The organism is Faecalibacter sp. (assembly GCF_057177045.1).
Genome location: NZ_CM169987.1, coordinates 2,144,236 through 2,167,690 on the forward strand (window position 1 = coordinate 2,144,236; position 23,455 = coordinate 2,167,690).

The 23,455-nt window shown below is 34.9% G+C and carries 18 protein-coding genes, 2 tRNA genes and 3 rRNA genes; 21 read left to right on the forward strand and 2 right to left on the reverse strand.

Features of this window, described 5'->3' with window-relative positions:
• Positions 1–32 precede the first annotated feature (32 nt).
• The 4 genes from AC1QSP_RS10035 to AC1QSP_RS10050 all read left to right on the forward strand — a co-directional run bounded on the left by AC1QSP_RS10035 (position 33) and on the right by AC1QSP_RS10050 (position 3,214).
• Positions 33–1,481 (forward strand): sensor histidine kinase, encoded by a 1,449-nt coding sequence (locus AC1QSP_RS10035; protein WP_484078579.1) that lies wholly within the window; start codon positions 33–35, stop codon positions 1,479–1,481.
• A 55-nt stretch (positions 1,482–1,536) separates the two neighbouring features.
• A complete protein-coding gene (locus AC1QSP_RS10040; RefSeq protein WP_484078580.1) occupies positions 1,537–2,277 on the forward strand; it encodes a LytR/AlgR family response regulator transcription factor in 741 nt (246 codons plus the stop codon).
• Positions 2,278–2,390: 113 nt separating this feature from the next.
• Positions 2,391–2,993 (forward strand): MarC family protein, encoded by a 603-nt coding sequence (locus tag AC1QSP_RS10045; RefSeq protein ID WP_484078581.1) that lies wholly within the window; start codon positions 2,391–2,393, stop codon positions 2,991–2,993.
• 14 nt (positions 2,994–3,007) lie between these two features.
• On the forward strand, positions 3,008–3,214 hold the full coding sequence (locus AC1QSP_RS10050; RefSeq protein ID WP_484078582.1) for a hypothetical protein: 207 nt from the start codon (positions 3,008–3,010) through the stop codon (positions 3,212–3,214).
• 38 nt (positions 3,215–3,252) lie between these two features.
• On the opposite strand, the gene rnpA is transcribed toward AC1QSP_RS10050, so the two are convergent.
• Positions 3,253–3,636, reverse strand: coding sequence for a ribonuclease P protein component (gene rnpA, locus AC1QSP_RS10055; protein WP_484078583.1), 384 nt, complete (start codon positions 3,634–3,636; stop codon positions 3,253–3,255).
• A 109-nt stretch (positions 3,637–3,745) separates the two neighbouring features.
• Here rnpA and AC1QSP_RS10060 point away from each other — a divergent pair, with 109 nt between their 5' ends.
• The 7 genes from AC1QSP_RS10060 to AC1QSP_RS10090 all read left to right on the forward strand — a co-directional run bounded on the left by AC1QSP_RS10060 (position 3,746) and on the right by AC1QSP_RS10090 (position 12,292).
• On the forward strand, positions 3,746–4,156 hold the full coding sequence (locus AC1QSP_RS10060) for a BrxA/BrxB family bacilliredoxin (protein WP_322971420.1): 411 nt from the start codon (positions 3,746–3,748) through the stop codon (positions 4,154–4,156).
• A 267-nt stretch (positions 4,157–4,423) separates the two neighbouring features.
• Entirely contained in the window at positions 4,424–5,473 is a 1,050-nt protein-coding gene (locus AC1QSP_RS10065) for a T9SS type A sorting domain-containing protein (RefSeq protein ID WP_484078584.1), read from the forward strand.
• 241 nt (positions 5,474–5,714) lie between these two features.
• On the forward strand, positions 5,715–6,710 hold the full coding sequence (locus AC1QSP_RS10070; RefSeq protein WP_484078585.1) for an aspartate-semialdehyde dehydrogenase: 996 nt from the start codon (positions 5,715–5,717) through the stop codon (positions 6,708–6,710).
• A 98-nt stretch (positions 6,711–6,808) separates the two neighbouring features.
• Positions 6,809–9,061, forward strand: a complete 2,253-nt coding sequence (locus AC1QSP_RS10075) for a CotH kinase family protein (protein WP_484078586.1) — start codon at positions 6,809–6,811, stop codon at positions 9,059–9,061.
• A 204-nt stretch (positions 9,062–9,265) separates the two neighbouring features.
• Positions 9,266–9,745: an RNA polymerase sigma factor gene (locus tag AC1QSP_RS10080; protein ID WP_484080402.1), complete on the forward strand. Its 480-nt coding sequence runs from the start codon at positions 9,266–9,268 to the stop codon at positions 9,743–9,745.
• Positions 9,742–10,665 carry a hypothetical protein gene (locus AC1QSP_RS10085; protein WP_484078587.1) on the forward strand — a complete coding sequence of 308 codons (924 nt, stop codon included), beginning with the start codon at positions 9,742–9,744 and terminating at the stop codon, positions 10,663–10,665. The genes AC1QSP_RS10080 and AC1QSP_RS10085 overlap by 4 nt, the downstream gene beginning before the upstream one ends.
• Before the next feature lie 52 nt (positions 10,666–10,717).
• Complete coding sequence (locus tag AC1QSP_RS10090; RefSeq protein WP_484078588.1) at positions 10,718–12,292, forward strand: S8 family peptidase; 1,575 nt, start codon at positions 10,718–10,720, stop codon at positions 12,290–12,292.
• Between the two features lie 42 nt (positions 12,293–12,334).
• Here AC1QSP_RS10090 and AC1QSP_RS10095 read toward each other — a convergent pair whose 3' ends face one another.
• A complete protein-coding gene (locus AC1QSP_RS10095) occupies positions 12,335–13,261 on the reverse strand; it encodes a bifunctional riboflavin kinase/FAD synthetase (protein ID WP_484078589.1) in 927 nt (308 codons plus the stop codon).
• A 307-nt stretch (positions 13,262–13,568) separates the two neighbouring features.
• On the opposite strand from AC1QSP_RS10095, the gene AC1QSP_RS10100 reads away from it, so the two are divergent.
• The 10 genes from AC1QSP_RS10100 (at position 13,569) to rrf (ending at position 23,184) form a co-directional block, all read left to right on the forward strand.
• Positions 13,569–13,697, forward strand: coding sequence for a hypothetical protein (locus tag AC1QSP_RS10100; RefSeq protein ID WP_484078590.1), 129 nt, complete (start codon positions 13,569–13,571; stop codon positions 13,695–13,697).
• Positions 13,698–13,749: 52 nt separating this feature from the next.
• On the forward strand, positions 13,750–14,397 hold the full coding sequence (locus tag AC1QSP_RS10105) for a GLPGLI family protein (RefSeq protein WP_484078591.1): 648 nt from the start codon (positions 13,750–13,752) through the stop codon (positions 14,395–14,397).
• 6 nt (positions 14,398–14,403) lie between these two features.
• The gene (locus AC1QSP_RS10110; protein ID WP_484078592.1) at positions 14,404–15,117 is read left to right on the forward strand and encodes a GLPGLI family protein; all 714 of its coding nucleotides are present in this window, start codon (positions 14,404–14,406) and stop codon (positions 15,115–15,117) included.
• 143 nt (positions 15,118–15,260) lie between these two features.
• Complete coding sequence (gene atpD / locus AC1QSP_RS10115) at positions 15,261–16,769, forward strand: F0F1 ATP synthase subunit beta (RefSeq protein ID WP_484078593.1); 1,509 nt, start codon at positions 15,261–15,263, stop codon at positions 16,767–16,769.
• Positions 16,770–16,854: 85 nt separating this feature from the next.
• On the forward strand, positions 16,855–17,148 hold the full coding sequence (locus tag AC1QSP_RS10120) for a FoF1 ATP synthase subunit delta/epsilon (RefSeq protein ID WP_230477400.1): 294 nt from the start codon (positions 16,855–16,857) through the stop codon (positions 17,146–17,148).
• A 963-nt stretch (positions 17,149–18,111) separates the two neighbouring features.
• Positions 18,112–19,628 (forward strand): 16S ribosomal RNA (locus tag AC1QSP_RS10125).
• Positions 19,629–19,747: 119 nt separating this feature from the next.
• A tRNA-Ile gene (locus tag AC1QSP_RS10130) sits at positions 19,748–19,821 on the forward strand.
• A 41-nt stretch (positions 19,822–19,862) separates the two neighbouring features.
• A tRNA-Ala gene (locus AC1QSP_RS10135) sits at positions 19,863–19,936 on the forward strand.
• 216 nt (positions 19,937–20,152) lie between these two features.
• Positions 20,153–22,930 (forward strand): 23S ribosomal RNA (locus AC1QSP_RS10140).
• Positions 22,931–23,076: 146 nt separating this feature from the next.
• A 5S ribosomal RNA gene (gene rrf, locus AC1QSP_RS10145) occupies positions 23,077–23,184 on the forward strand.
• The 16S, 23S and 5S rRNA genes sit together here with 2 tRNA genes alongside, the layout of an rRNA operon.
• Positions 23,185–23,455 lie beyond the last annotated feature (271 nt).

Consider the following 23,455-nt stretch of genomic DNA (forward strand, 5'->3'; position numbering starts at 1 on the left):
TTAATTGTTTGGATTATAGAAAGGATTGGGTGATGACAAAATTGAAAGATGCCTATGTTTATATCGTATCGATTGCGATAGTTGTATTTTTGATGTATTTTGATTTTTTTGAAAATATACCAGAATATGGTTTCAATAAGGGTTCAAATATCACAAAAGATATTTTTAATAGATTATTAGCATATATCTTTTTAGGATTATTGTTATATATGTTTATTGTTGGAAAAATGGTTTCTAATAATAAAAATATAATTAGAAATTTGCTTGTTCTCTTAGTTGGAAATCTTATTATTTATACCATTATATTCTTTGTTAATCCGAATACTACTATTGAAAATTACCTTTCAGACGAAAGTATTATCTATTTCAAATGGTATTTCGTTTATAGTGTTTGGGCATCATTTATAGGCTCGAAGATCTTTTACGATTATCGACAAGAAATAAATAAAAATGGGTATCATCGTTATGTGTTTTGGAAATTTTTTATTCAAGCAATTGTTTTTAATTTAGTTTTATATTTTGTTTTTATACAATTCATTAATCCCAATCTAAAACAAGAAATATTTTACGATAGTTTAGGAAATTACATGGTGATTGGACTTATTTCTGCAATATTTTTGGGTGTTTTTTATTTTATCGATCGAAAGAAAAACAGATTAGAAACAGAGATTATCCAACAATCGACAAAAGCGGAAAAGGCAACTGCTAATTTCGAGACGTTAAAAAATCAGTTAGATCCCCATTTTTTGTTCAATAGTTTAAATGTTTTAACCGGTCTAATCGAAGAAAATCCAGATAAGGCCATTGATTTTACAACTTCGCTTTCTAAAATTTATCGTTATTTACTAGAACAAAAAGACAAAGAAGTTGTTCCGCTATCGGAAGAAATCAATTTTGCAAAAACCTACATCAAATTATTAAAACTCCGTTTCGAGAATAGTATCGACTTTGAATTAGATGTCTACCAATTTCCGGAAAATGAATTTATCATCCCTTTGGCGTTACAGATTTTATTAGAAAATACGATTAAACATAATATTGTATCCGAATCAAAACCTTTAAAAATTAGAATGTATAAAGAAGGTCAACATTTAATAGTTGAAAATTCTCTCCAATTAAAAACTTCAGTGAAAGATTCGACAGGTGTTGGATTAAATAATATTAAAAATCGTTATCAATTGATTTCAAATCAAAGAATTGATATCCAACAAACCGAAGAAAATTTTAGTGTAAAACTTCCTATTTTATCGCAAAAAATTAATATTGAACCAGAAGATAATTTAGATTATGAAGAAGCAAAAGATAAAGTCAAAGCTTTAAAAAAATTTTATATAAATTTATTTTGGAACTTATTAGCTATCGGAATATCTTTTTATTATTTAAATCAATTAAAATTTTCGATAATTGTATCACTTTTTATTTTATATAACATATTTACCGAATGGATTAAAGTAAATGGAATCGAAGAAAACTGGGAATAACGTAAAGCACAAGAAATTTTAGATAAAAATAATCAAACTAAAAAATGGAGTTAGGATGAAAATTATAATCATAGAAGACGAAAAACCAGCCGCTCGCCTACTCCAACGTCGCATCGAAAAATTAGGATTAGAAGTTTCTAAATCTTTACACTCGATAGAAGAAAGTGTCGAATGGTTATCAAATAATCCACAACCAGATTTAATTTTCTTAGATATTCAATTATCCGATGGATTATCGTTTGAAATTTTTGATCAAGTTGAAATCCATTCCGCAATTATTTTCACCACTGCTTATGATGAATATGTGTTAAAAGCTTTTAAACTCAACAGCGTGGATTATTTATTAAAACCTGTGGACGAAGAAGAGTTAGCATTTGCGATCGAAAAGTTTGAAAAACAAAGAGAAGTAAAAGTCAATTTTTCTCAACTTAGAAATCTTTTGGATCAGAATAAAACCTTTAAAGAGCGCTTTACGACTAAAATAGGAACTTCGATTAAAATGATTCTGACTTCAGATATAGAGCTTTTTTACAGTGAAAATAAGGCCACGTATGCTCATACCAAAGAAGGAAGAAATTATGTACTGGATTATACCCTAGATAAGCTCGAAGAATTGATTGATCCAAAGCAATTTTTTCGCATTAATAGAGGTCAAATGATAAAATTGGAGGCCATCCGAGACATTTCTGTGTACTCCAATTCGCGGTTAAAAATTTTTTTAAATCACTATTCCGAACAAGAATGCGTTGTTAGTCGAGAAAAAGTGAATGATTTTAGAAATTGGTTAGAAAATTAATAAAATAAATAGGGTTTTGATTTATAGATAGTTGTATCTTAAAAAATATTTTATAGACAAAAGAATTGCTCTAACTTTGCAATTGTTAAAAAATATGATAAATCAACCAATCAATGGAATTTTTTTCTAAACTAAACATTAACGAAATCGGGACAACATTTGCTGTATTATTTGCTGTCATTGATATCTTAGGTAGTATTCCGATTATTGTTGGAATTCGCAGTAAAGTAGGACACATCGAATCCGAGAAAGCATCAATTGCTGCCGGAGTTTTGATGATTTCATTCTTATTTTTCGGTACTAAAATTTTAAATCTTGTAGGGGTCGATGTCCAATCTTTCGCCGTGGCAGGGGCATTTGTAATTTTTATAATTGCCTTAGAAATGATTTTAGGAATCGAAATTCAAAAAGGTGTCGAATCCAAATCAGCATCTATTGTACCTATTGCTTTCCCATTAGTCGCTGGAGCAGGATCTTTAACAACAGTTTTATCGTTACGTTCTCAATATGCAGATATTAATATTGTCATGGCAATTATTTTGAACATGTTAATTGTTTATTTTGTGTTAAAGTTTGCTGGAAAACTAGAAAAATGGATGGGACCTGGTGTTTTATCAGTTTTAAAGAAAGTTTTTGGTGTAATTTTGCTTTCAATTGCAATCAAGTTATTTACATCAAATATTGGGGCATTATTTATCCAAGAGTTTAATTTATAATAAGTCATTTGACAATGAAAACATATATTTATATCATCACTGCTGTATTAGTTGGAGCATTAGGGTACAACCTATACATGATGGATTACGAAGCAGGAGTTTTAGCAGAAGAAAATTTTCCAATGATTATTGGATTAGGGGCTTCTATTTGTGGGTTAATTTTAGCTTTCGTTTTCTTTAGTTTCTTTAAACTTCAGAAAAACGTGAACAAAATCGCTTAAACATTTTAAACTTAATCAATAATAAAAGAGCAACACAATTAGTGTTGCTCTTTTTTATTGAGTTTTATATTCAGTTTCGTTAAAATTTCTTGAAGGGATTGATCAATTTTTTCGTAAGATTGAATTTTAGAAGAAGTGTAGATAAATAAAATATCAATGGAAACATCTTCTGTAATTTCAATAAGATGTTTATTTAATCGATAAGCTTCTTTGATTCTACGTTTTAGTAAATTTCGATCCACTGCATGTTTAAATTTTTTCTTGGCTACACTTTCAGCAATACGAATCGTATAATCTGATTTGGGATTAACTTTATAAACAATGCGTATGGGATGAGACACATAGGACTGACCTTCTGAAAACAAAGCTTCGATGGCTTTTTTACTTTTTAATTTTTCGTTCTTACCAAATGTCAATTTCATGTGTGTAAACTTCTTCGTAAATTTGAGAATTCAAAGGTAAGTATTCTAAAAGTTTTAGATTATATGTAACTTTGACTTTTAATAAAATTAAATATAAAAATTTAGAAATATGTATCCAGCAGAAATAGTTATGCCGATGAAGGAGCAATTAACTTCTAACGGTTTCGAAGATTTAACAACTCCAGAGCAAGTAGAAGCTGCTATCGCTAAACCAGGAACAACTTTAGTGATGGTAAATAGTGTGTGTGGTTGTGCTGCAGGAGCTGCAAGACCAGGTGTTTTACAATCGTTAGATAACGATAAAGTACCAGCAAACTTAACAACAGTTTTCGCAGGATTTGATAAAGATGCAGTCGCAAAAGCACGTGAGTTTTTTGCACCATTCCCACCAAGTTCTCCAGCTGTAGCTTTATTTAAAGATGGTGAATTAGTTCACATGTTAGAGCGTCACCACATCGAAGGACATTCTGCAGCTGCGATTGCAGAAAACTTAAAATCAGCGTACAACGAATTTGTATAATCATTTATTGATTGATAAAAAAAAGCGAAATCTTTAGATTTCGCTTTTTTTTTGTGGTAAATTTTTAAGCTTTACAATACTAATATAGATAAAATTTATCTCATTAGGACATGAATAATGAATTCATCAATTCCATGGGCATATGGAAAGCAATAGTTCTATTTAGATTTATATGTTTAAAAATTTTATATATTTTTTGAGAATTAAAAAAAAGGTGTAAATTAGTATTTCATAACACTTTTGAATTAATAATCTATTAAATATATTATGAAGAAAATTTTTACTACCTTAGCTATTATAGCTACTTGTTCTGTTGCTTTAGCACAATCTAATAAATCTCAAACATTAGAAAAACAAGTAAAGAAATCTGTACAAGGATTAGAACGTGTTTCAGCAAATCAAACTGCAAATCAGAGAACATTACAAAATGCATCTTTTGGTTTTGAAGCTTCTGAAGGTTTTACAACAGGATCAATTAATGGTCAAAACGGTTGGGCTGTGACAAGTACAAATGCAGCAGGAACTGAATTTGTTATGAATCAATTGATTGCTACAGATTTACCTTATGCAGGAGAACAATCCTTAATTATTGCTCAAGATCCACGTTATCCACAAATTACTGACGATGAGGGATATTCTAATCCAATTGTAGGAGCAAATTACACAAAAGCGGACTCAAATGCAGATAATATTAGTTTATATTTCCAAACAACTTTAGATGGTGCAACAAATTATGAATTTGCTACAGTGAGTTCGGATGGATCTTTCTATAGAGATCGTATTAGTCCAGATTTAACTAGTGAAATATTATATATTGCTGATTTTGAAATTTTAAGTTGGGTACCGACAATTTCTTTAAGTGATGAAACTTGGTATAAACTTGATATTGTAAAAGATGCTACTGCGAGAACAATTACGTACAAAGTGGATAACCAAGTGGTACACACAAGAACAGACGTTGATGCATCAGGATTTGAATGGAAGGAATTATATTTAAATCACGATAATGCAGGATTATCAACACAAATGTCAATTGATAATTTAACAATTGGTGAAGCAACGTTAGGATTAAATAATAATGTAAAAGAATCGAAATTATCAGTTTATCCAAATCCTACAACTTCTTTCATTAACATTCAAAATAATGATGGAGAAAAAATTGAATCGATTACAATTGGTGATTTAACAGGTAGAACAGTAAAATATGTGGATCAATCTTCGAACAAAATTAATGTTCAAGATTTACCAAAAGGCGTTTATTTGTTAAAAATTAAAACAGATAAAGGATTCAAAATCGAAAAAATCATCAAAAAATAATTTTTTTGACTGAAAATAGAACAAAAAAAGGAGCTTTTTAAGCTCCTTTTTTTGTTCCCTTAAATAATAAAATTCTAATAAAATTCATTTTTTAAAATGATAATTCAATGAAAATATCCATTCAATGAATTAAAGTCAAATAAATTACGAATCCTATAAAAATCAGTGATATAGAGGGATTGATATGGTTTAAATCCTTAATTTTGCAATTCAAATTTTAATAATTCATAATATAAAACGAATGAGAATAGCAGTCGTAGGCGCTACCGGAATGGTCGGCAGAGTTATGCTCCAAGTTTTGGAAGAACGAAATTTTCCAATCACTGAAATTATACCAGTAGCATCAGAAAGATCAGTAGGTCAAACTATTGAATATAAAGGAGAAAAATACACCATTGTATCAATGCTGGATGCTGTAAATATGCGACCAGATATCGCCATTTTTTCAGCAGGTGGAGAAACTTCCAAACAGTGGGCGCCAAAGTTTGCGGAAGTAGGGACAACTGTTATTGATAATTCTTCAGCCTGGCGAATGGAACCTCATATTCCTTTAGTCGTTCCAGAAATCAATGCTGATATTCTAACAAAGGAAGATAAAATTATTGCCAATCCAAATTGTTCTACCATTCAGTTGGTAATGGTGCTTAATCCATTACACAAAAAATATGGAATCAAACGTGTGGTGGTATCGACTTACCAATCCGTAACAGGAACGGGTAAAGATGCTGTTGAACAATTGAATGGGGAAATTGAAGGACGTGATGTAGCTAAAGTATACCCTTATCAAATCTTTAAAAATGCCTTACCACATTGTGATGTTTTTGATGAAGAAACAGGGTATACAAAAGAAGAATTAAAATTAACACGCGAACCTCGTAAGATTATGCGCGTGGAAGAAATGAACATTACAGCCACTGCCGTTCGTGTTCCCGTTCAAGGAGGACATTCAGAATCCGTAAATATTGAATTTGAAAATGATTTTGAGTTAGCAGATGTACGTCAATTATTAGCAGCGCAAGAAGGGGTAACTTTACAAGATAATCCAGATACCAATACGTATCCAATGGCATTCTATTCAGAAGGAAAAGATGATGTTTTTGTAGGTCGTATTCGTCGTGATTTATCTTTACCAAATGCTTTAAACTGTTGGATTGTCGCTGATAATTTACGTAAAGGGGCTGCTACAAATGCTGTACAAATTGCAGAATATTTAGTGGCGAATGGATTAGTAGGATAATTCTTAATACGCATATAAGATATTGTAAAGCTGATAAATATTTGTTTATCAGCTTTTTTATTTTATTAAATTTGTTTCATTAATTTTTAAATTACTTTATGAAACAATTTTACTTATTGCCAATTTTAGTTATTACTCCTTTGTTTGGGCAGTCGCTTCAACCACCAACCTTCTCTCACGAAAGTGGTTTTTATAACGAGGAATTCCAATTAAACTTAACACACGAAGATCCTGAGGTTCAAATTATTTATACGTTAGACGGTTCTGAGCCTGATATTAATAACTTGAATGGAAGAACGTATCAATATAAGAAACGATATCCACAATTTGCAGGAGAACAACCGTATGAATTCTTTGAAAACACTTTAATTTCTAATGCATACGAGAATCCCATTTTAGTCTATAATCGATCATCTGAGCCCAATAGAATTGCTAATATTTCTACTTCTTTTAAGACCAATCCTTATTTTCCAAATGCATCAGTAGATAAAAGTTTTGTTGTACGAGCAAAAGCTTATGGTACCGAAAATAGTTCTGAGACCGTGACACATGTTTACTACTTTAATGAACAAGCCTATACTCTTCCAATTGTTAATATTACCACAGACGATGAAAAACTTTTTGGGTATGAAAATGGATTGTTTGTGGCCGGAAAATTATTTGATCGTTGGAGACTAGAAAATCCTACAGTAGAGGCATATGATCGATCAGATGCCAATTATTGGGCGAGTGGATCTGAATCGGAAATAGAAGTTAATTTTATTTACTTAGATCAACATAATTCTGTTATCAACCAAAATTTAGGATTACGATTACATGGAAATGGAACGCGTTTTTATGCTAATCGATCTCATCGTTTATATGCAAAATCTTCCTATGGAAAAAGCACTATGAATTATGGTTTTTTTAAAAACTATCATTATGAAAGTTTTAAACGATTAATATTGAGAAATTCAGGACAGGATACTGAAAAAACATTGTTTAGAGATGCGTTAATTCAAGGGTTAAATGCACATTTAAATATGGAAACTCAAAATTATACTCCTGTGATTAACTTTGTTAATGGTGAATATTATGGGATTTATAATTTAAGAGAGCGATTTGATGAAAAATACTTTGAACGCGTTTTTGGTATTGAAGAAGAAGAAGTCGATTTTTTAGAAAATGATGGAATAGTAGATTTAGGAGATGATACCTTTTATCAAGAAATGATTCGTTATTTTAAAACTAATGATTTGTCGATTGAATCAAACTATCAACAAGCTTTAACATATGTAGATGAAGTCAATGTGGCAGATTATCATATAGCAGAAATTTATGCTGCAAATTTTGACTGGCCTCATAATAATATGGAGTATTTCCGCAAAAGAACGATGTATAATCCCGAAGCACCTTATGGTCAAGATGGGAGATTTAGATGGTTGTTCAAAGACTTAGATTTGGGTTTTAATGGTATGCCAGAAGCATTAAATCATACTTTTATGTATAATGCTTTAGAAAATGCGGTCACTACTACGAATTATGAAAATGAGACCTATGTAAATTATGTTTTAAAGGGGTTATTAGATAATGAGAATTTTAAAAAATATTTTATCAATCGTTTTGCTGATTTGTTAAATACTAGCTATAAGCCCGAGAGAATCAATGAATTAATAAATGAATATCAAGACGTATTAAGGCCGGAAATGACAAATCATATACGACGCTGGAATCTAATACCTTCATTAGAAGCGTGGGAGAATGAAGTTGAAACTTTGAGAGAATTTGCTCGAAGAAGAATCGATTTTCAGCGTTCACATATTATGGAGTATTTTAATCTTGATGGATTTTATAATTTGACTCTTCAGACAGAAAAGGAAAAGGGTTTTATTAAGACTAATACCATTGAAATTAATGAAAATACAATTGGTATTGATTCAAATTATGATTTATGGACAGGTCAGTATTTCTATAATGTACCTGTAAAAATTGAAGCTGTAGCCTTACCAGGATATAAATTTTTACGTTGGGAGGGTGATAGACTATCTTATGATCCTGTCTTAGAATTAAACATTGATCATGGATATCAATATAATATTCATGCAATTTTCGAATTGGATGAATTATCGACAGGAGATCTTGATAAAGTAGATTTCTTAGTATATCCAAACCCAACAGCCGATGTTTTAAATATCGCTTCAGCATCAAAATCTGAAATTAAATTCTCGATTTCGAACATGTTAGGACAACAATTAGAAGCTGGAATAACGAAAGATCAAACGTTAAATGTAAGTCATTTGGCAAAAGGTGTTTATCTGATCGAATTAAATCAAGACCAAAAACGCGTCGTGAAGAAATTCATCAAAAAATAATTCTTTGCTTTCAACCCATAGAAGCTGGTAATTTCATCATTATCAGCTTTTTTTATGATGATTAGGGTTAATTTTAACGAAAATTATGATGAATTTATACAACCTTTTCTATTAATTTGGCATCTATATATAAAAGTAAAAGATTCCTTGGATCTCCAGCAGCTGATAAAAGAATGTAAGAAAAATGACTCGAAAGCTCAACGTTTGCTTTATGAGAAATACGACTCGCGGTTTTTCGCAGTATGTAAGCGCTATTTTGTGAACATACATGAAGCTGAAGATGCATTGGTAAAAGGGTTTTTAAAGATTTTTCAGAATATCAATTCTTACTCAGGAGATGGAAATTTTGAAGGTTGGATGCACCGTATCATAGTGAATGAATGCTTGATGGAAGTGCGAAAGAAGAAAACCATATGGATGTCCATAGAAGATCATTCTTCTCATGTTTTTCAACAAGACACCCCTGTGGAAGAAGATGGTGGGCTAATGCAATTGTTAAATGTACTCCCCGAAGGATGTCGAATTGTTTTTATCCTCCATGTGATTGAAGGATTTAAGCATAAAGAAATTGCAGAACAGCTAAACATTTCGGAAGGGACATCAAAATCTCAGTTGAATTTAGCGAAGTCAAAGTTGAAAGAATTATTAGAAAAATATCCTAATCTAAAAGCGAATTTGTTGTGAACCAAAAAGATTCCATAGAAGAATTATTTCGAAATGCAGTAGAGGAAAATTCGCCTCAGGATAAGCCACGCGATATTGTTTGGCAAAAAATAGAAACGGGGCTCCAACAAAATAAAACGAAAAAGCCTTTACACGATTTTATACAAAGCGTTTGGTCATCGGCGGCTGTATTTGCACTGATTGCCATCCCTTACTTCTATTTCTTCATTGAAAATATGAATGAAGGAGATGAGCCCATCGAAATTGTAAAAGAAAGTGTAGATGAAATTTTAGAGAAAGTTCCGGTGATTGTGCAACAAACCAAACCTCCAGGAATGATAGATCCGGAAGTACAGATGGTAAAAAAATCCACAATTCCGACAAAGAAGCAATCTACAAACGGAATTGCAACGCCACCTTCGATTGAATCGTCTTCTGATATGATGCTGATGAATGCTTCTGCCGTATTGGATGAAGAAACTTTAAAAGATCAACTCAAAGATTCGACAAGAGTAACGATGGCAGCGAGTAAAGTTTCTGAAAACGTTGCATTAGAAAGAAAAAATCTTGATTCTATTGCTTCTACGGCAATTGTGATGGCAAAAGTGGATTCTAAAGAGATCGAAAAAAGATCATTTGCTGCGCCTGCATCAACAACTCCATCTGCAAGCATGCAAAAACCATTAGATCCTATTGTTTTTAATCGTAATCGCATTGTTTTACAGACGAAAGTGGACCGTGTGAGTTTAATGTATGTGAAAAAACAAAACAATAAAGTTATTTTTGAAAAAGATAACAAGCGCTTTTCCATTACTCGAAAAAATGGTCAAGTTGAACTATCAACCAATAGTGATAAATTTAAAAAGGATCTCTTACAGATTCTAATCAATAACAAAGAGAATATTTTTAACTATTATATTAATATTCCAGTTCCAAAATAAGTAGAATTATTGTAAACTTATTCTTATTTTAGTTGCTGACAATTAATACGATATGAGATTAACAGCAACTTTTTTATTACTTCTTCTATCTTACTTTGCGTTGGGGCAAGATTATTATTTGATTCATTTAAAACCAAAGCTTAATACTGCTTTATATCTTTCGGATCCTCTTCAGATGCTTTCGCAGCGTGCCTTGGATCGAAGAACGAATAAACAAGTGATGTTAGATGATAAAGATGTACCAATTGATACCCAGTTAATACAACAAATCAAAAATTTAGATCTAACGTATGTTGGAGCTTCAAAATGGTTGAATGCGGTTATGGTAGAAATTTCCAATGAAGCGACCATTTCTCAAATCAGTCATTTGCCTTTTGTTCTATCCGTAGAGAATTTGGTAAGAAATGAAAATCCTCGTCAAGTTTTGGCGCGAAATCACTCCTCAAAATTTCTAGAGTCTACTTTAGATTACGGAAGTAGTTCAGTTTTTATTGAACAGATGCATCTTGGACCATTGCATCAAGCAGGTTATACCGGTCAGAATATTTTAATCGGAGTGATTGATTCGGGATTTCCGGGTGTGAATACGATTAATGCATTTTCGGCCTTACGCCATGAAAATCGAATCGTTGACACCAAAAACTTTGTCAACAATAATTCAATTTATCAAATGCATTCCCATGGGACCAATGTTTTGGCAACCATGGCTGCCAAAATCAACAACCAATACATCGGATCTGCTCCTGATGCACAGTATGCATTATATGTATCGGAAGATGCACCAGTAGAAACACCAAAAGAATTATTGTATTGGGTTCAAGCCGCTGAACGTGCAGATAGCGTTGGTGTCGATTTAATAAATACTTCTTTAGGTTATACCACTTTTGATGATCCACGATATGATTTTACCTATGATGATATGAATGGTGAAACAACGATAATTTCTAAAGGTGCTCAAATTGCTGCATCAAGAGGAATATTTTTAGTCAATGCGATGGGAAATGATGGAAATAATTCTTGGCATTATTTAGGAGCTCCTGCGGATGCCGTGGATGTTTTTTCGATTGGTGCTTTAGACGCGAACCTCAATCCTGCATGGTTTACCTCTTATGGACCAAATGCGAATCAAATCCAAAAACCCAATGTCAGTGCATTAGGTGTACAATCTCCTACATTTAGTCCATCTGGAAATATGACGGCAGCGAATGGGACTTCATTTGCCTCGCCCATTTTAGCCGGTGCAGTTGCTTCATTGATGTCCGCTTTACCAAATGCATCCACTCAAGAAATCAAAACATGGGTTGAAACTTCTGCTCATCTTTATCCTTCTTATGATGTTCAATTGGGGTATGGTGTACCTAATTTTGAAACGATTTTAGGTCAGTTGAATAACCAAGAAATCTCAAGCTTAGACATTCAATTGTATCCAAATCCAGCTACTTATTTTTTTAAAGTACAGAGCAATCAACCCGTAGAGCGCATTGAAGTATTGGATTGGTCAGGTCAAAGGATAAAAGTAAATTCCAATACGAATGAAATGAATGTCGAAGATCTTTCGAAAGGATTATATTTCGTTCGCGTATATATCAATAACAAAGCTTACAATTATAAATTAATGATTAAATAAAATCATTGGAATAAAAAAGGAGGTTCAATCGAACCTCCTTTTTTAATGCCCATATTTTGCAAGAGCATGTGCTTTATCTTGATGCATTGCCTCGATTAATTCATCTAAGCCGTTAAATTTCTTTTCATCTCGAATCTTATCCAAAAATTCTAATCGAATCGTCTTTCCGTAAATGTCTTCATTAAAGTCTAAAATATTGACCTCAATTCGCAATTCCTGCGAATTTGTTACTGTGGCGCGAACTCCGATACTTAGCAATCCTAAATATTTTTTATCCTCTACAAACACATTCACACTGTAAACCCCATGAGCAGGGACAATCTTCAAATTATTTACTCTTAGATTAGCAGTAGGGAAACCGAGTGTACGTCCGATTTTGTCGCCATGTACCACTACCCCACTTAAAGGATAGTTACAACCTAAAGCTTTATTTACATAATCAATATTACCTTCTGTTAAAGCCTTTCGAACCTTCGTTGAGCTTACAGCAATATCATCGCAATCCACTGCTTCTATTTGAACCAGTTGAAATCCATATTCTTTCGATAAGATTTCTAATTGTTCATAATTTCCTTCACGATTTTTCCCGAAATGATGATCGTAACCAATAACTAACGTATGAATATTGATTTGATTTACTAATAAATCTCTTACAAATTCTAAAGAAGTTAACTGTGAAAATTCCTTTGTAAATGGATGAATGATTAAATGATCTAAACCTAATTTTTCTAAGGCTTCTTCTTTTTCATTTAAAGTATAGATAAACTTTAAATCGCAATTCGGTTGTAACACCATTCGTGGATGTGGATCAAATGTCAACAATACACTTTCTCCATCAATTTCATCTGCAATTTGATTCAGTTGATTGATAATGGTTTGATGACCAATATGTACACCATCATACATCCCTAAAGTTAAAACAGGATTTTTGATGGTTTTGATATTTTTTATTAATCGATGTACTTCCACTTCATATAATTTTGCATAAAATTAAGGCATTCAAATCGAACTTCAGTTATCTTTTTTATTAAGGTGAAATGTAATTGATTGATTTTTAAATAAAGAGATTAAAATAAATTTGAATTTACTAAATTCATTTACTAAATTCATAATATTATTAACATATAAAATATTTATTATGAAGAAAATTATTTTACTAGGAGCCTTATTGGTAAGCTCTTTTTCTATTGCAGAGTTTAATAATTCTACAAATCTTTGAGTTAAAATTAACAAAGAGAAATTTGTAGAATCTAAATCGACACCTGACGCATGTTTTGTGAGAGAATGTACAATTACAACTACTGTAGGTCCTGATGGAAATACTTACACAGAAAAATCATGTACTCCATGGGTACAAGTACTTTGTCCTAATACAGAAGAAGAATCTGCACCAGGTATTTATTAAAATGGCAGACTTTTTTGTATGCCATTTTAATAAAAAATAATACAATCAAAAGATGAATAAATTAAGTTTTTTAATACTGATATTTTTTTTGATATCTAATTATACATATTCACAAAATCAAGGAAAGATATTTTATAAAAAAATAAATGTTGATGGAAAAATGAATACTTCAATTTTAATCTATGACGAACATGAATCATTTTTTTATACATTATTAGATAAAGCTATAACAAAACCTTTCAGAGATGAATATGGAACACTTGTTCAGCCAAGTAATACAATTGATTCTATAGCTAATAAAAGATTGTTTAATTATTATGATAGAAAAAAAAATAAGTTTTACTTAAATAATATCAATAAAAACCAAGAAATATTAATGTCTATAACTCCTAATAATGACGAATGGATTTTGACAGATGAAACGAAACAAATAGGAGATTTCAAATGTTTTAAGGCGTATAAGATTATTAATGAAAAAAAATATTTTGCATGGTTTACAGAACAATTACCATTGCCATATGGACCAATCGCAATTAATGGATTGAAAGGTATTATATTAGAATTGTATAATGAAGATAAAACAGTTTTTTTTGAATTTGAAAAATTTGAAAATACTAGCGAATTAGTTCAATCATATATTAGTGAATACGATTTTTCAACTGCAATTACTTATCAAGAATATTTAGAACTAAAAAAATAATTAATCATGAAAAATATTCTTTTATTATTTATCGGGGTGTTCGTTTATTCTCAAAATTATAAAGTTGAATATGATGAAATTTATTTGTTACCAGAAAGTTCTAAAAAGAATCTTTCAGATGTAATAATTAGTAATTATGAGACACCTAAAGAACATGTTTTACTAATAAATGAAGACGATTTGTGCTTGTATAAAAAACAAGAAAAATTAGGTCAAACAAATCGTGTAGAATCTATAGGTAATTACACAACTAATTTTATTGTTACAAATCCATCAGAAAAATACATTTATCAAGATATTACGATCGAGCATAAAAACTATAAGGTTAAGTCTCCATTAAAACTAAGCAATAGATGGCAAAATCATCGCGAAACAAAAACAATCAACGGAATTTTAGCAACTAAATTAACCTTAGAATCAATCAATGATTTTACAGAAGTTTGGTATGCTAAGGATATCAAAACAAAATGTGGTCCATCAAAAATATTAGGTTATCCAGGTTTGGTATTAGAAGTTTTTATTCAACCAAAATCGGATGATAAACCTACTGTTATTTATAAAATGAAAAATATTGATTTCCTAAAAGATGATTCAGAATTAAAACCTTATTTCTCTAAAATATCAAATGAAACAATTACACAAGAAGAGTTTAGCGAAATTTATAAAGCCTACCAAAAAAACGTACAAGAAATGTACGGAGGTGGAATTGATAAAGATTAATATGATTAAAATTTAGTTAATTATTATAAATTCTTGATTAATAATCAAAATATTATGACAAAAATCTTAAAAACTATAATAATAATAAGATAGAATTGACTTACCTTTGCACCCAAATAAAATAAACTAAATCATTTCATATAATGGCAAATCAAAAGAAAGGTAGAATTGCTCAGGTTATCGGACCTGTAATTGATGTTATTTTTGATAACGCTGAAGGCCTTCCAAATATTTATGATGCATTAGAAGTTCCTCGTGCTGGAAAAGAAACTTTAATCCTTGAGGTTGAACAACACATCGGAGAAGATACTGTACGTTGTATTGCAATGGATAGTTCTGATGGTTTACAAAGAGGACAAGAAGTTATCGCTGTTGGACAACCAATTATGGTTCCAATCGGTGAAGAAATTAAAGGACGTGTATTCAATGTAGTTGGAGATGCTATTGATGGTTTAGGGAATTTAGACAAAGCGAATGGATTACCAATTCACCGTTCTGCTCCAAAATTCGAGGATTTATCAACAGCAACTGAAGTTTTATTTACAGGGATTAAAGTAATTGACTTAATTGAGCCTTACGCAAAAGGAGGTAAAATTGGTTTATTCGGTGGTGCCGGAGTAGGTAAAACAGTATTAATTCAGGAGTTAATTAACAATATCGCAAAAGGACACGGAGGTTTATCTGTATTCGCTGGTGTTGGTGAGCGTACTCGTGAAGGTAATGACTTAATTCGTGAGATGATCGAATCAGGTATTATCAAATATGGTGATGAATTCGTAGAATCTACAGAAAAAGGTGGATGGGATTTATCTAAAATCAATATGGAGTTATTAAAAGACTCTAAAGCGGCATTCGTATTCGGACAAATGAATGAGCCTCCAGGTGCACGTGCTCGTGTTGCCTTAACAGGTTTAACATTAGCAGAGTACTTCCGTGATGGTGATGGACAAGGAAAAGGAAAAGACGTATTATTCTTCGTTGATAATATCTTCCGTTTCACTCAGGCTGGTTCTGAGGTGTCTGCCTTATTAGGACGTATGCCATCTGCGGTAGGTTACCAACCTACATTAGCAACTGAGATGGGTGCAATGCAAGAGCGTATTACATCTACTAAAAACGGATCAATTACATCTGTACAGGCGGTTTACGTTCCTGCGGATGACTTAACTGACCCGGCGCCAGCAACAACGTTCGCGCACTTAGATGCTACGACTGTATTAGATCGTAAAATTGCTTCGTTAGGTATTTACCCAGCGGTAGATCCATTAAACTCTACATCTCGTATCTTAACTCCAGAGATCGTTGGTAAAGAGCACTACGAAACAGCACAACGCGTAAAAGAAATCTTACAACGTTACAACGCGTTACAAGATATTATCGCGATCTTAGGTATGGAAGAGTTATCAGAAGAGGATAAATTAGTTGTACACCGTGCACGTCGTATCCAACGTTTCTTATCTCAACCATTCCATGTTGCAGAGCAGTTTACAGGTATCCCAGGTGTATTAGTTGACATCAAAGACACAATCAAAGGATTTAACATGATCTTAGACGGTGAAGTTGACCAATACCCAGAAGCAGCATTCAACTTACGTGGTACAATCGAAGAAGCGATTGAAGCAGGTGAGAAAATGTTAGCAGACGTTAAATAATTAATTTAATAACGATATGAAAGAGTGCTTACGTTTCTTGTTTATAAAGACAACGAAGTACTCTTTTTTTTAAAATAGATCGGATATGCAATTACAAATTATCACTCCAGAACAAGTAATTTTTGACGGTGAGATTGATGCAATCACTTTACCTGGTAAAGATGGTGAATTCCAAATCTTAAATAACCACGCCCCTATTGTAGCAACTTTAGGTGAAGGAACAATTAAAATTGCTGTTCACGAATCTACTTTCAAAGATTTCGATAATAATTCAGGAAAAGTATATACTTCTCCATCTCAAGCAAAGACTTTATTATTTGACATCAAAGGAGGAACATTAGAAATGAATAACAATACTGTAATCGTATTAGCAAACTAATTCTATTACATATTCATATAATATCAAGCATCTGCATTATTGTAGATGCTTTTTTTATATTTGGGCGTTCCCTCGCTATCCCCATCTTTTTCTCGACTCCTTTTCTAATTCTCCATCCCATCTTTCTTTATAACGCTATTTCCTTATGCACGCTCGGTCGGGCTATACGTTACAATCTTTGCTACCGCAAAGGATTTCCACTTCTATCCCTAACGCGGTTAAAGGACGTATTACGTTTTAAGTTCTAAGTTTTAGGACCTAAGGTATGCTACTTTAAATTTGAAATTAATTCCAAATCATTTTCACATTATCTAATTATCACATTACCCAATTACCCAATTAACCTGTTATTCCGAACGAAGCGTTAGTGAAGTGAAGAATCCCCTTGATTGTATTAAGTAATAAGTAATAAGTGTAAACCTTATTTCTAACTTCTAATCCCTAATCCCTAATCTCTCACCACAACTTGTACCTTAAAAACGTAACAACTTACTAACTTCAACACCGAACGAGGTAAAACAAAAAATATCACAAAAAATATTTCCCTTCAACCCAGTTAGTTAAGTTAAAAACAGAAAAAAATTTCAAAAACCATTTGGAAAAACGAATTATGTTGCCCTATATTTGCACTCTCAATACGAAAGAAGAGTAGTGTTGAAAACTTGAAATCGCGAAGAAGTAACTTGTTAATGAGAGATGAGAATTAAGATTATTCTTAATAAAGTCTTGAAAAAATAAAACTTCAAAAATTTTTAAAAAAAGATTTTGTAGTTTAAAAATAAGTATTACCTTTGCAACCGCAAACAACGAAAGAAGTTTGTTAGAATTGAGAAGTTCATTTGAAATTACAATATAGACAGAAGAAATAAAAGCCGAATATAAATTAGGTCAATCCTTAAATAATAGAGCTAAAGGAAATTCGAAGTTGTAAAACATAAGCAGAAATGCTAAAAGAAATTATTTACAATGGAGAGTTTGATCCTGGCTCAGGATGAACGCTAGCGGGAGGCTTAACACATGCAAGCCGAGGGGTAGGGATAGCTTGCTATCTTGAGACCGGCGCACGGGTGCGTAACGCGTATGCAACTTGCCCTACTGAAAGGGATAGCCCAGAGAAATTTGGATTAATACCTTATAATAGTGAGACTGGCATCAGTAATACTTGAAAGATTTATCGCAGTAGGATAGGCATGCGTCAGATTAGCTAGTTGGTGAGGTAACGGCTCACCAAGGCGATGATCTGTAGGGGGCCTGAGAGGGTGAACCCCCACACTGGTACTGAGACACGGACCAGACTCCTACGGGAGGCAGCAGTGAGGAATATTGGACAATGGGTGAAAGCCTGATCCAGCCATCCCGCGTGAAGGATGACGGCCTTATGGGTTGTAAACTTCTTTTATATGGGGATAAACCTACTCACGTGTGAGTAGCTGAAGGTACCATATGAATAAGCACCGGCTAACTCCGTGCCAGCAGCCGCGGTAATACGGAGGGTGCAAGCGTTATCCGGATTTATTGGGTTTAAAGGGTCCGTAGGCGGACCAATAAGTCAGTGGTGAAAGCCCATCGCTTAACGATGGAACTGCCATTGATACTGTTGGTCTTGAGTGAGGTTGCAGTGGCTGGAATGTGTAGTGTAGCGGTGAAATGCTTAGATATTACGCAGAACACCAATTGCGAAGGCAGGTCACTAAGCCTCAACTGACGCTGATGGACGAAAGCGTGGGGAGCGAACAGGATTAGATACCCTGGTAGTCCACGCCGTAAACGATGGATACTTGCTGTTGGGCGTAAGTTCAGTGGCTAAGCGAAAGTTATAAGTATCCCACCTGGGGAGTACGTTCGCAAGAATGAAACTCAAAGGAATTGACGGGGGCCCGCACAAGCGGTGGAGCATGTGGTTTAATTCGATGATACGCGAGGAACCTTACCAAGGCTTAAATGCATAATGACGTATTTGGAAACAGATATTTCTTCGGACAGAATGCAAGGTGCTGCATGGCTGTCGTCAGCTCGTGCCGTGAGGTGTTAGGTTAAGTCCTGCAACGAGCGCAACCCCTATCATTAGTTGCCAGCGTTTAAAGACGGGGACTCTAATGAGACTGCCAACGCAAGTTGAGAGGAAGGTGGGGACGACGTCAAGTCATCACGGCCCTTACGTCTTGGGCTACACACGTGCTACAATGGTAAGTACAGAGGGCAGCTACCTGGCGACAGGATGCGAATCTCGAAAACTTATCTCAGTTCGGATTGGAGTCTGCAACTCGACTCTATGAAGCTGGAATCGCTAGTAATCGCATATCAGCCATGATGCGGTGAATACGTTCCCGGGCCTTGTACACACCGCCCGTCAAGCCATGGAAGCTGGGGGTACCTGAAGTCGGTGACCGTAACAGGAGCTGCCTAGGGTAAAACTGGTAACTAGGGCTAAGTCGTAACAAGGTAGCCGTACCGGAAGGTGCGGCTGGAACATCTCATTTTTAGAGAACGACGAATTTTCTTCTATTTATAGAAGATTGACCTTAATTCGGTTTTATTTACTGTCAAAATTGATTTCAAAAACATATATTACAAAGACCACTCTTTAAGAGTATTAAAGAGTCTCATAGCTCAGCTGGTTAGAGCGCTACACTGATAATGTAGAGGTCGGCAGTTCGAGTCTGCCTGAGACTACAACGTAAAACGTTTAACGTCGTACGTAATACGTAAAAAGAGGGGGATTAGCTCAGCTGGCTAGAGCGCTTGCCTTGCACGCAAGAGGTCATCGGTTCGACTCCGATATTCTCCACGAAGTCCTAACGGACAAGAAGAGTTCATTGACATTATTAGAAAAAGATAACAAGAAATTGTTAACGACATACAATCAAACAGAGATTAAGAAATTAATCAAAGCAATATAGAATTAAATAATTAAACGATTTAATTCGGCAAATTGAAGGTATACAATTAAACAAAAACGAGTAAGATTAACATAACCGCTCATTATTATGACGGTTAAATTATGAAAAAAGTTACTAAGGGCGTACGGCGGATGCCTAGGCTTTGAGAGGCGATGAAGGACGTGATAAGCTGCGATAAGCTACGGGGAGCGGCACATACGCATTAATCCGTAGATTTCCGAATGGGACAACCCGGCATGTTGAAGACATGTCACTGCGCAAGCAGAGCGAACGTTGGGAACTGAAACATCTAAGTACCAATAGGAAAAGAAATCAATTGAGATTCCGTAAGTAGTGGCGAGCGAACGCGGATTAGCCCTAAAGACTTTATAATGCTAGCAGAATAACCTGGAAAGGTTAACCGAAGAGGGTGATAGTCCTGTAAGCGAAAGTGTTATAAGGTTGATAACGAGTAAGGCGGAACACGAGAAATTCTGTCCGAATATGGGAGGACCATCTTCCAAGGCTAAATACTCCTCAAAGACCGATAGTGAACTAGTACTGTGAAGGAAAGGTGAAAAGCATATCGAATAGATAGTTGAAATAGAACCTGAAACCGTACGCCTACAAGCGGTCGGAGCACGTAAGTGTGACGGCGTGCCTTTTGCATAATGAGCCTACGAGTTAATGTCACTGGCAAGGTTAAGTACTTCAGGTACGGAGCCGAAGCGAAAGCGAGTCTGAATAGGGCGATATAGTCAGTGGTATTAGACGCGAAACCTTGTGATCTACCCATGGGCAGGTTGAAGCTTTGGTAACACAAAGTGGAGGACCGAACCGGTTGACGTTGAAAAGTCTTCGGATGACCTGTGGGTAGGGGTGAAAGGCCAATCAAACTGGGAAATAGCTCGTACTCCCCGAAATGCATTTAGGTGCAGCGTTTAGTGAAGTATATTAGAGGTAGAGCTACTGATTGGATGCGGGGGCTTCACCGCCTACCAATTCCTGACAAACTCCGAATGCTAATATATGTTTCTAGGCAGTGAGGGCATGGGTGCTAAGGTCCATGTCCGAGAGGGAAAGAACCCAGACCATCAGCTAAGGTCCCCAAATATATGCTAAGTTGAAAAAACGCGGTTGGATTGCATTGACAGCTAGGATGTTAGCTTGGAAGCAGCTATTCATTTAACGAGTGCGTAACAGCTCACTAGTCGAGCGATCCGGCATGGATAATAATCGGGCATAAGCATATTACCGAAGCTATGGATTCATACTTATGTATGACTGGTAGGGGAGCATTCTAACGGCGCAGAAGTCACCTGGTAATGGGTGGTGGAGCTTTTAGAAAAGAAAATGTAGGCATGAGTAACGATAAAATAAGTGAGAAACTTATTCGCCGTAAGACTAAGGTTTCCTAAGCTATGCTAATCAGCTTAGGGTTAGTCGGGTCCTAACACGAACCCAAACGGGGTAGTGGATGGCAAACGGGTTAATATTCCCGTACCTGCACTCAATAAAAGTGACGAATGATTGTAGGAGGTGCGTGCTGACGGAATAGCACGTTGAACCTGCGTAAAGCAGGGATAGTACACAAATCCTTCGGGTGGCGTGATAATCCTCTGAAAATTGTTCCAAGAAATAGCGAGATGTGCAGCCCGTACCGTAAACCGACACAGGTGGTCGAGGAGAGTATCCTAAGGCGCTCGAGTGAGTCATGGTTAAGGAATTAGGCAAAATAGACCTGTAACTTCGGGAGAAAGGTCGCTGGCGTAAGTCAGCCGCAGTAAAAAGGCCCAGGCGACTGTTTATCAAAAACACAGGACTCTGCAAAATCGAAAGATGACGTATAGGGTCTGACACCTGCCCGGTGCTGGAAGGTTAAGGAAGGGGGTTAGCTTCGGCGAAGCTCTTAACTGAAGCCCCAGTAAACGGCGGCCGTAACTATAACGGTCCTAAGGTAGCGAAATTCCTTGTCGGGTAAGTTCCGACCTGCACGAATGGTGTAACGATCTGGGCACTGTCTCAACCATGAGCTCGGTGAAATTGTAGTATCGGTGAAGATGCCGGTTAATCGCAACGGGACGAAAAGACCCTGTGAACCTTTACTATAGCTTTGTATTGACTTCGGGTAAATAATGTGTAGGATAGGTGGGAGACTATGAAGCAGGTTCGCTAGGATTTGTGGAGTCATTGTTGAAATACCACCCTTTATTTACTTGGAGCCTAACTTCTAGATAGAAGGACAGTGCATGGTGGGTAGTTTGACTGGGGTGGTCGCCTCCAAAAGAGTAACGGAGGCTTTCAAAGGTACCCTCAGCACGCTTGGTAACCGTGCGTAGAGTGTAATGGCATAAGGGTGCTTGACTGTGAGGCCAACAAGCCGAGCAGGTGCGAAAGCAGGACATAGTGATCCGGTGGTTCCGTATGGAAGGGCCATCGCTCAAAGGATAAAAGGTACTCCGGGGATAACAGGCTAGTCTCCCCCAAGAGCTCACATCGACGGGGAGGTTCGGCACCTCGATGTCGGCTCGTCACATCCTGGGGCTGGAGAAGGTCCCAAGGGTTGGGCTGTTCGCCCATTAAAGTGGCACGCGAGCTGGGTTCAGAACGTCGTGAGACAGTTCGGTCTCTATCTGTTGTGATCGTTAGAAGTTTGAGCGGACTTGACTCTAGTACGAGAGGACCGTGTTGAACAAACCTCTGGTGTATCAGTTGTGCCGCCAGGTGCACCGCTGAGTAGCTACGTTTGGATGAGATAAGCACTGAAAGCATATAAGTGCGAAACTCGCCGCAAGATTAGACTTCTTTAAAGGGTCGTGGCAGACTACCACGTTGATAGGCTATAGATGTAAAGGCAGTGATGTCAAAGTCGAGTAGTACTAATTACCCATAAACTTTTTCAAATATTAATTTAACCGTCATAGAGAAGGTTAGTTAATCTTATTTGAATTGTATACTGGATTGTATAAGCAAGAGTATTTGTATTCAATTATCTAATAATGTCAAAAATAGATTAGGAATCAAACCTAATTAAAAATATCTAAGAAATTAGGGTGGTTATAGCGAAAGGGCTCACCTCTTCCCATTCCGAACAGAGAAGTTAAGCCTTTCAGCGCCGATGGTACTGCTATTGCGGGAGAGTAGGTCGCCGCCAGTCTTTATTTAAATCCTCAATCATTTATTTGGTTGGGGATTTTTTTTTATGCTATAAGCTGTAGGCTTTATGCTATAGGCTTTAAATCTTTACTTTGCTAATGTTTCGTGCTGAATGAAAGATTTCCGGTGTCTGAGGTTCTCGAAGACAAAGGAAATCGGCACTTCGAGAACCTCAGTGACCGATTTTTGTATGTGAATAAATAATTTTGAGCAAAAAGATTAGTGAATAACTAAAAGTGAAAAGTGAAAAATTTACTTTTGTTCTAACTTCG

Bases quoted from the DNA above. Each gene is read 5' to 3' on its own strand.
- AC1QSP_RS10035 (WP_484078579.1), top strand. From the start codon at position 33: ATGACAAAATTGAAAGATGCCTATGTTTATATCGTATCGATTGCGATA.
- AC1QSP_RS10040 (WP_484078580.1), top strand. From the start codon at position 1,537: ATGAAAATTATAATCATAGAAGACGAAAAACCAGCCGCTCGCCTACTC.
- AC1QSP_RS10045 (WP_484078581.1), top strand. From the start codon at position 2,391: ATGGAATTTTTTTCTAAACTAAACATTAACGAAATCGGGACAACATTT.
- AC1QSP_RS10050 (WP_484078582.1), top strand. From the start codon at position 3,008: ATGAAAACATATATTTATATCATCACTGCTGTATTAGTTGGAGCATTA.
- rnpA (WP_484078583.1), bottom strand. From the start codon at position 3,636: ATGAAATTGACATTTGGTAAGAACGAAAAATTAAAAAGTAAAAAAGCC.
- AC1QSP_RS10060 (WP_322971420.1), top strand. From the start codon at position 3,746: ATGTATCCAGCAGAAATAGTTATGCCGATGAAGGAGCAATTAACTTCT.
- AC1QSP_RS10065 (WP_484078584.1), top strand. From the start codon at position 4,424: ATGAAGAAAATTTTTACTACCTTAGCTATTATAGCTACTTGTTCTGTT.
- AC1QSP_RS10070 (WP_484078585.1), top strand. From the start codon at position 5,715: ATGAGAATAGCAGTCGTAGGCGCTACCGGAATGGTCGGCAGAGTTATG.
- AC1QSP_RS10075 (WP_484078586.1), top strand. From the start codon at position 6,809: ATGAAACAATTTTACTTATTGCCAATTTTAGTTATTACTCCTTTGTTT.
- AC1QSP_RS10090 (WP_484078588.1), top strand. From the start codon at position 10,718: ATGAGATTAACAGCAACTTTTTTATTACTTCTTCTATCTTACTTTGCG.
- AC1QSP_RS10105 (WP_484078591.1), top strand. From the start codon at position 13,750: ATGAATAAATTAAGTTTTTTAATACTGATATTTTTTTTGATATCTAAT.
- AC1QSP_RS10110 (WP_484078592.1), top strand. From the start codon at position 14,404: ATGAAAAATATTCTTTTATTATTTATCGGGGTGTTCGTTTATTCTCAA.
- atpD (WP_484078593.1), top strand. From the start codon at position 15,261: ATGGCAAATCAAAAGAAAGGTAGAATTGCTCAGGTTATCGGACCTGTA.
- AC1QSP_RS10120 (WP_230477400.1), top strand. From the start codon at position 16,855: ATGCAATTACAAATTATCACTCCAGAACAAGTAATTTTTGACGGTGAG.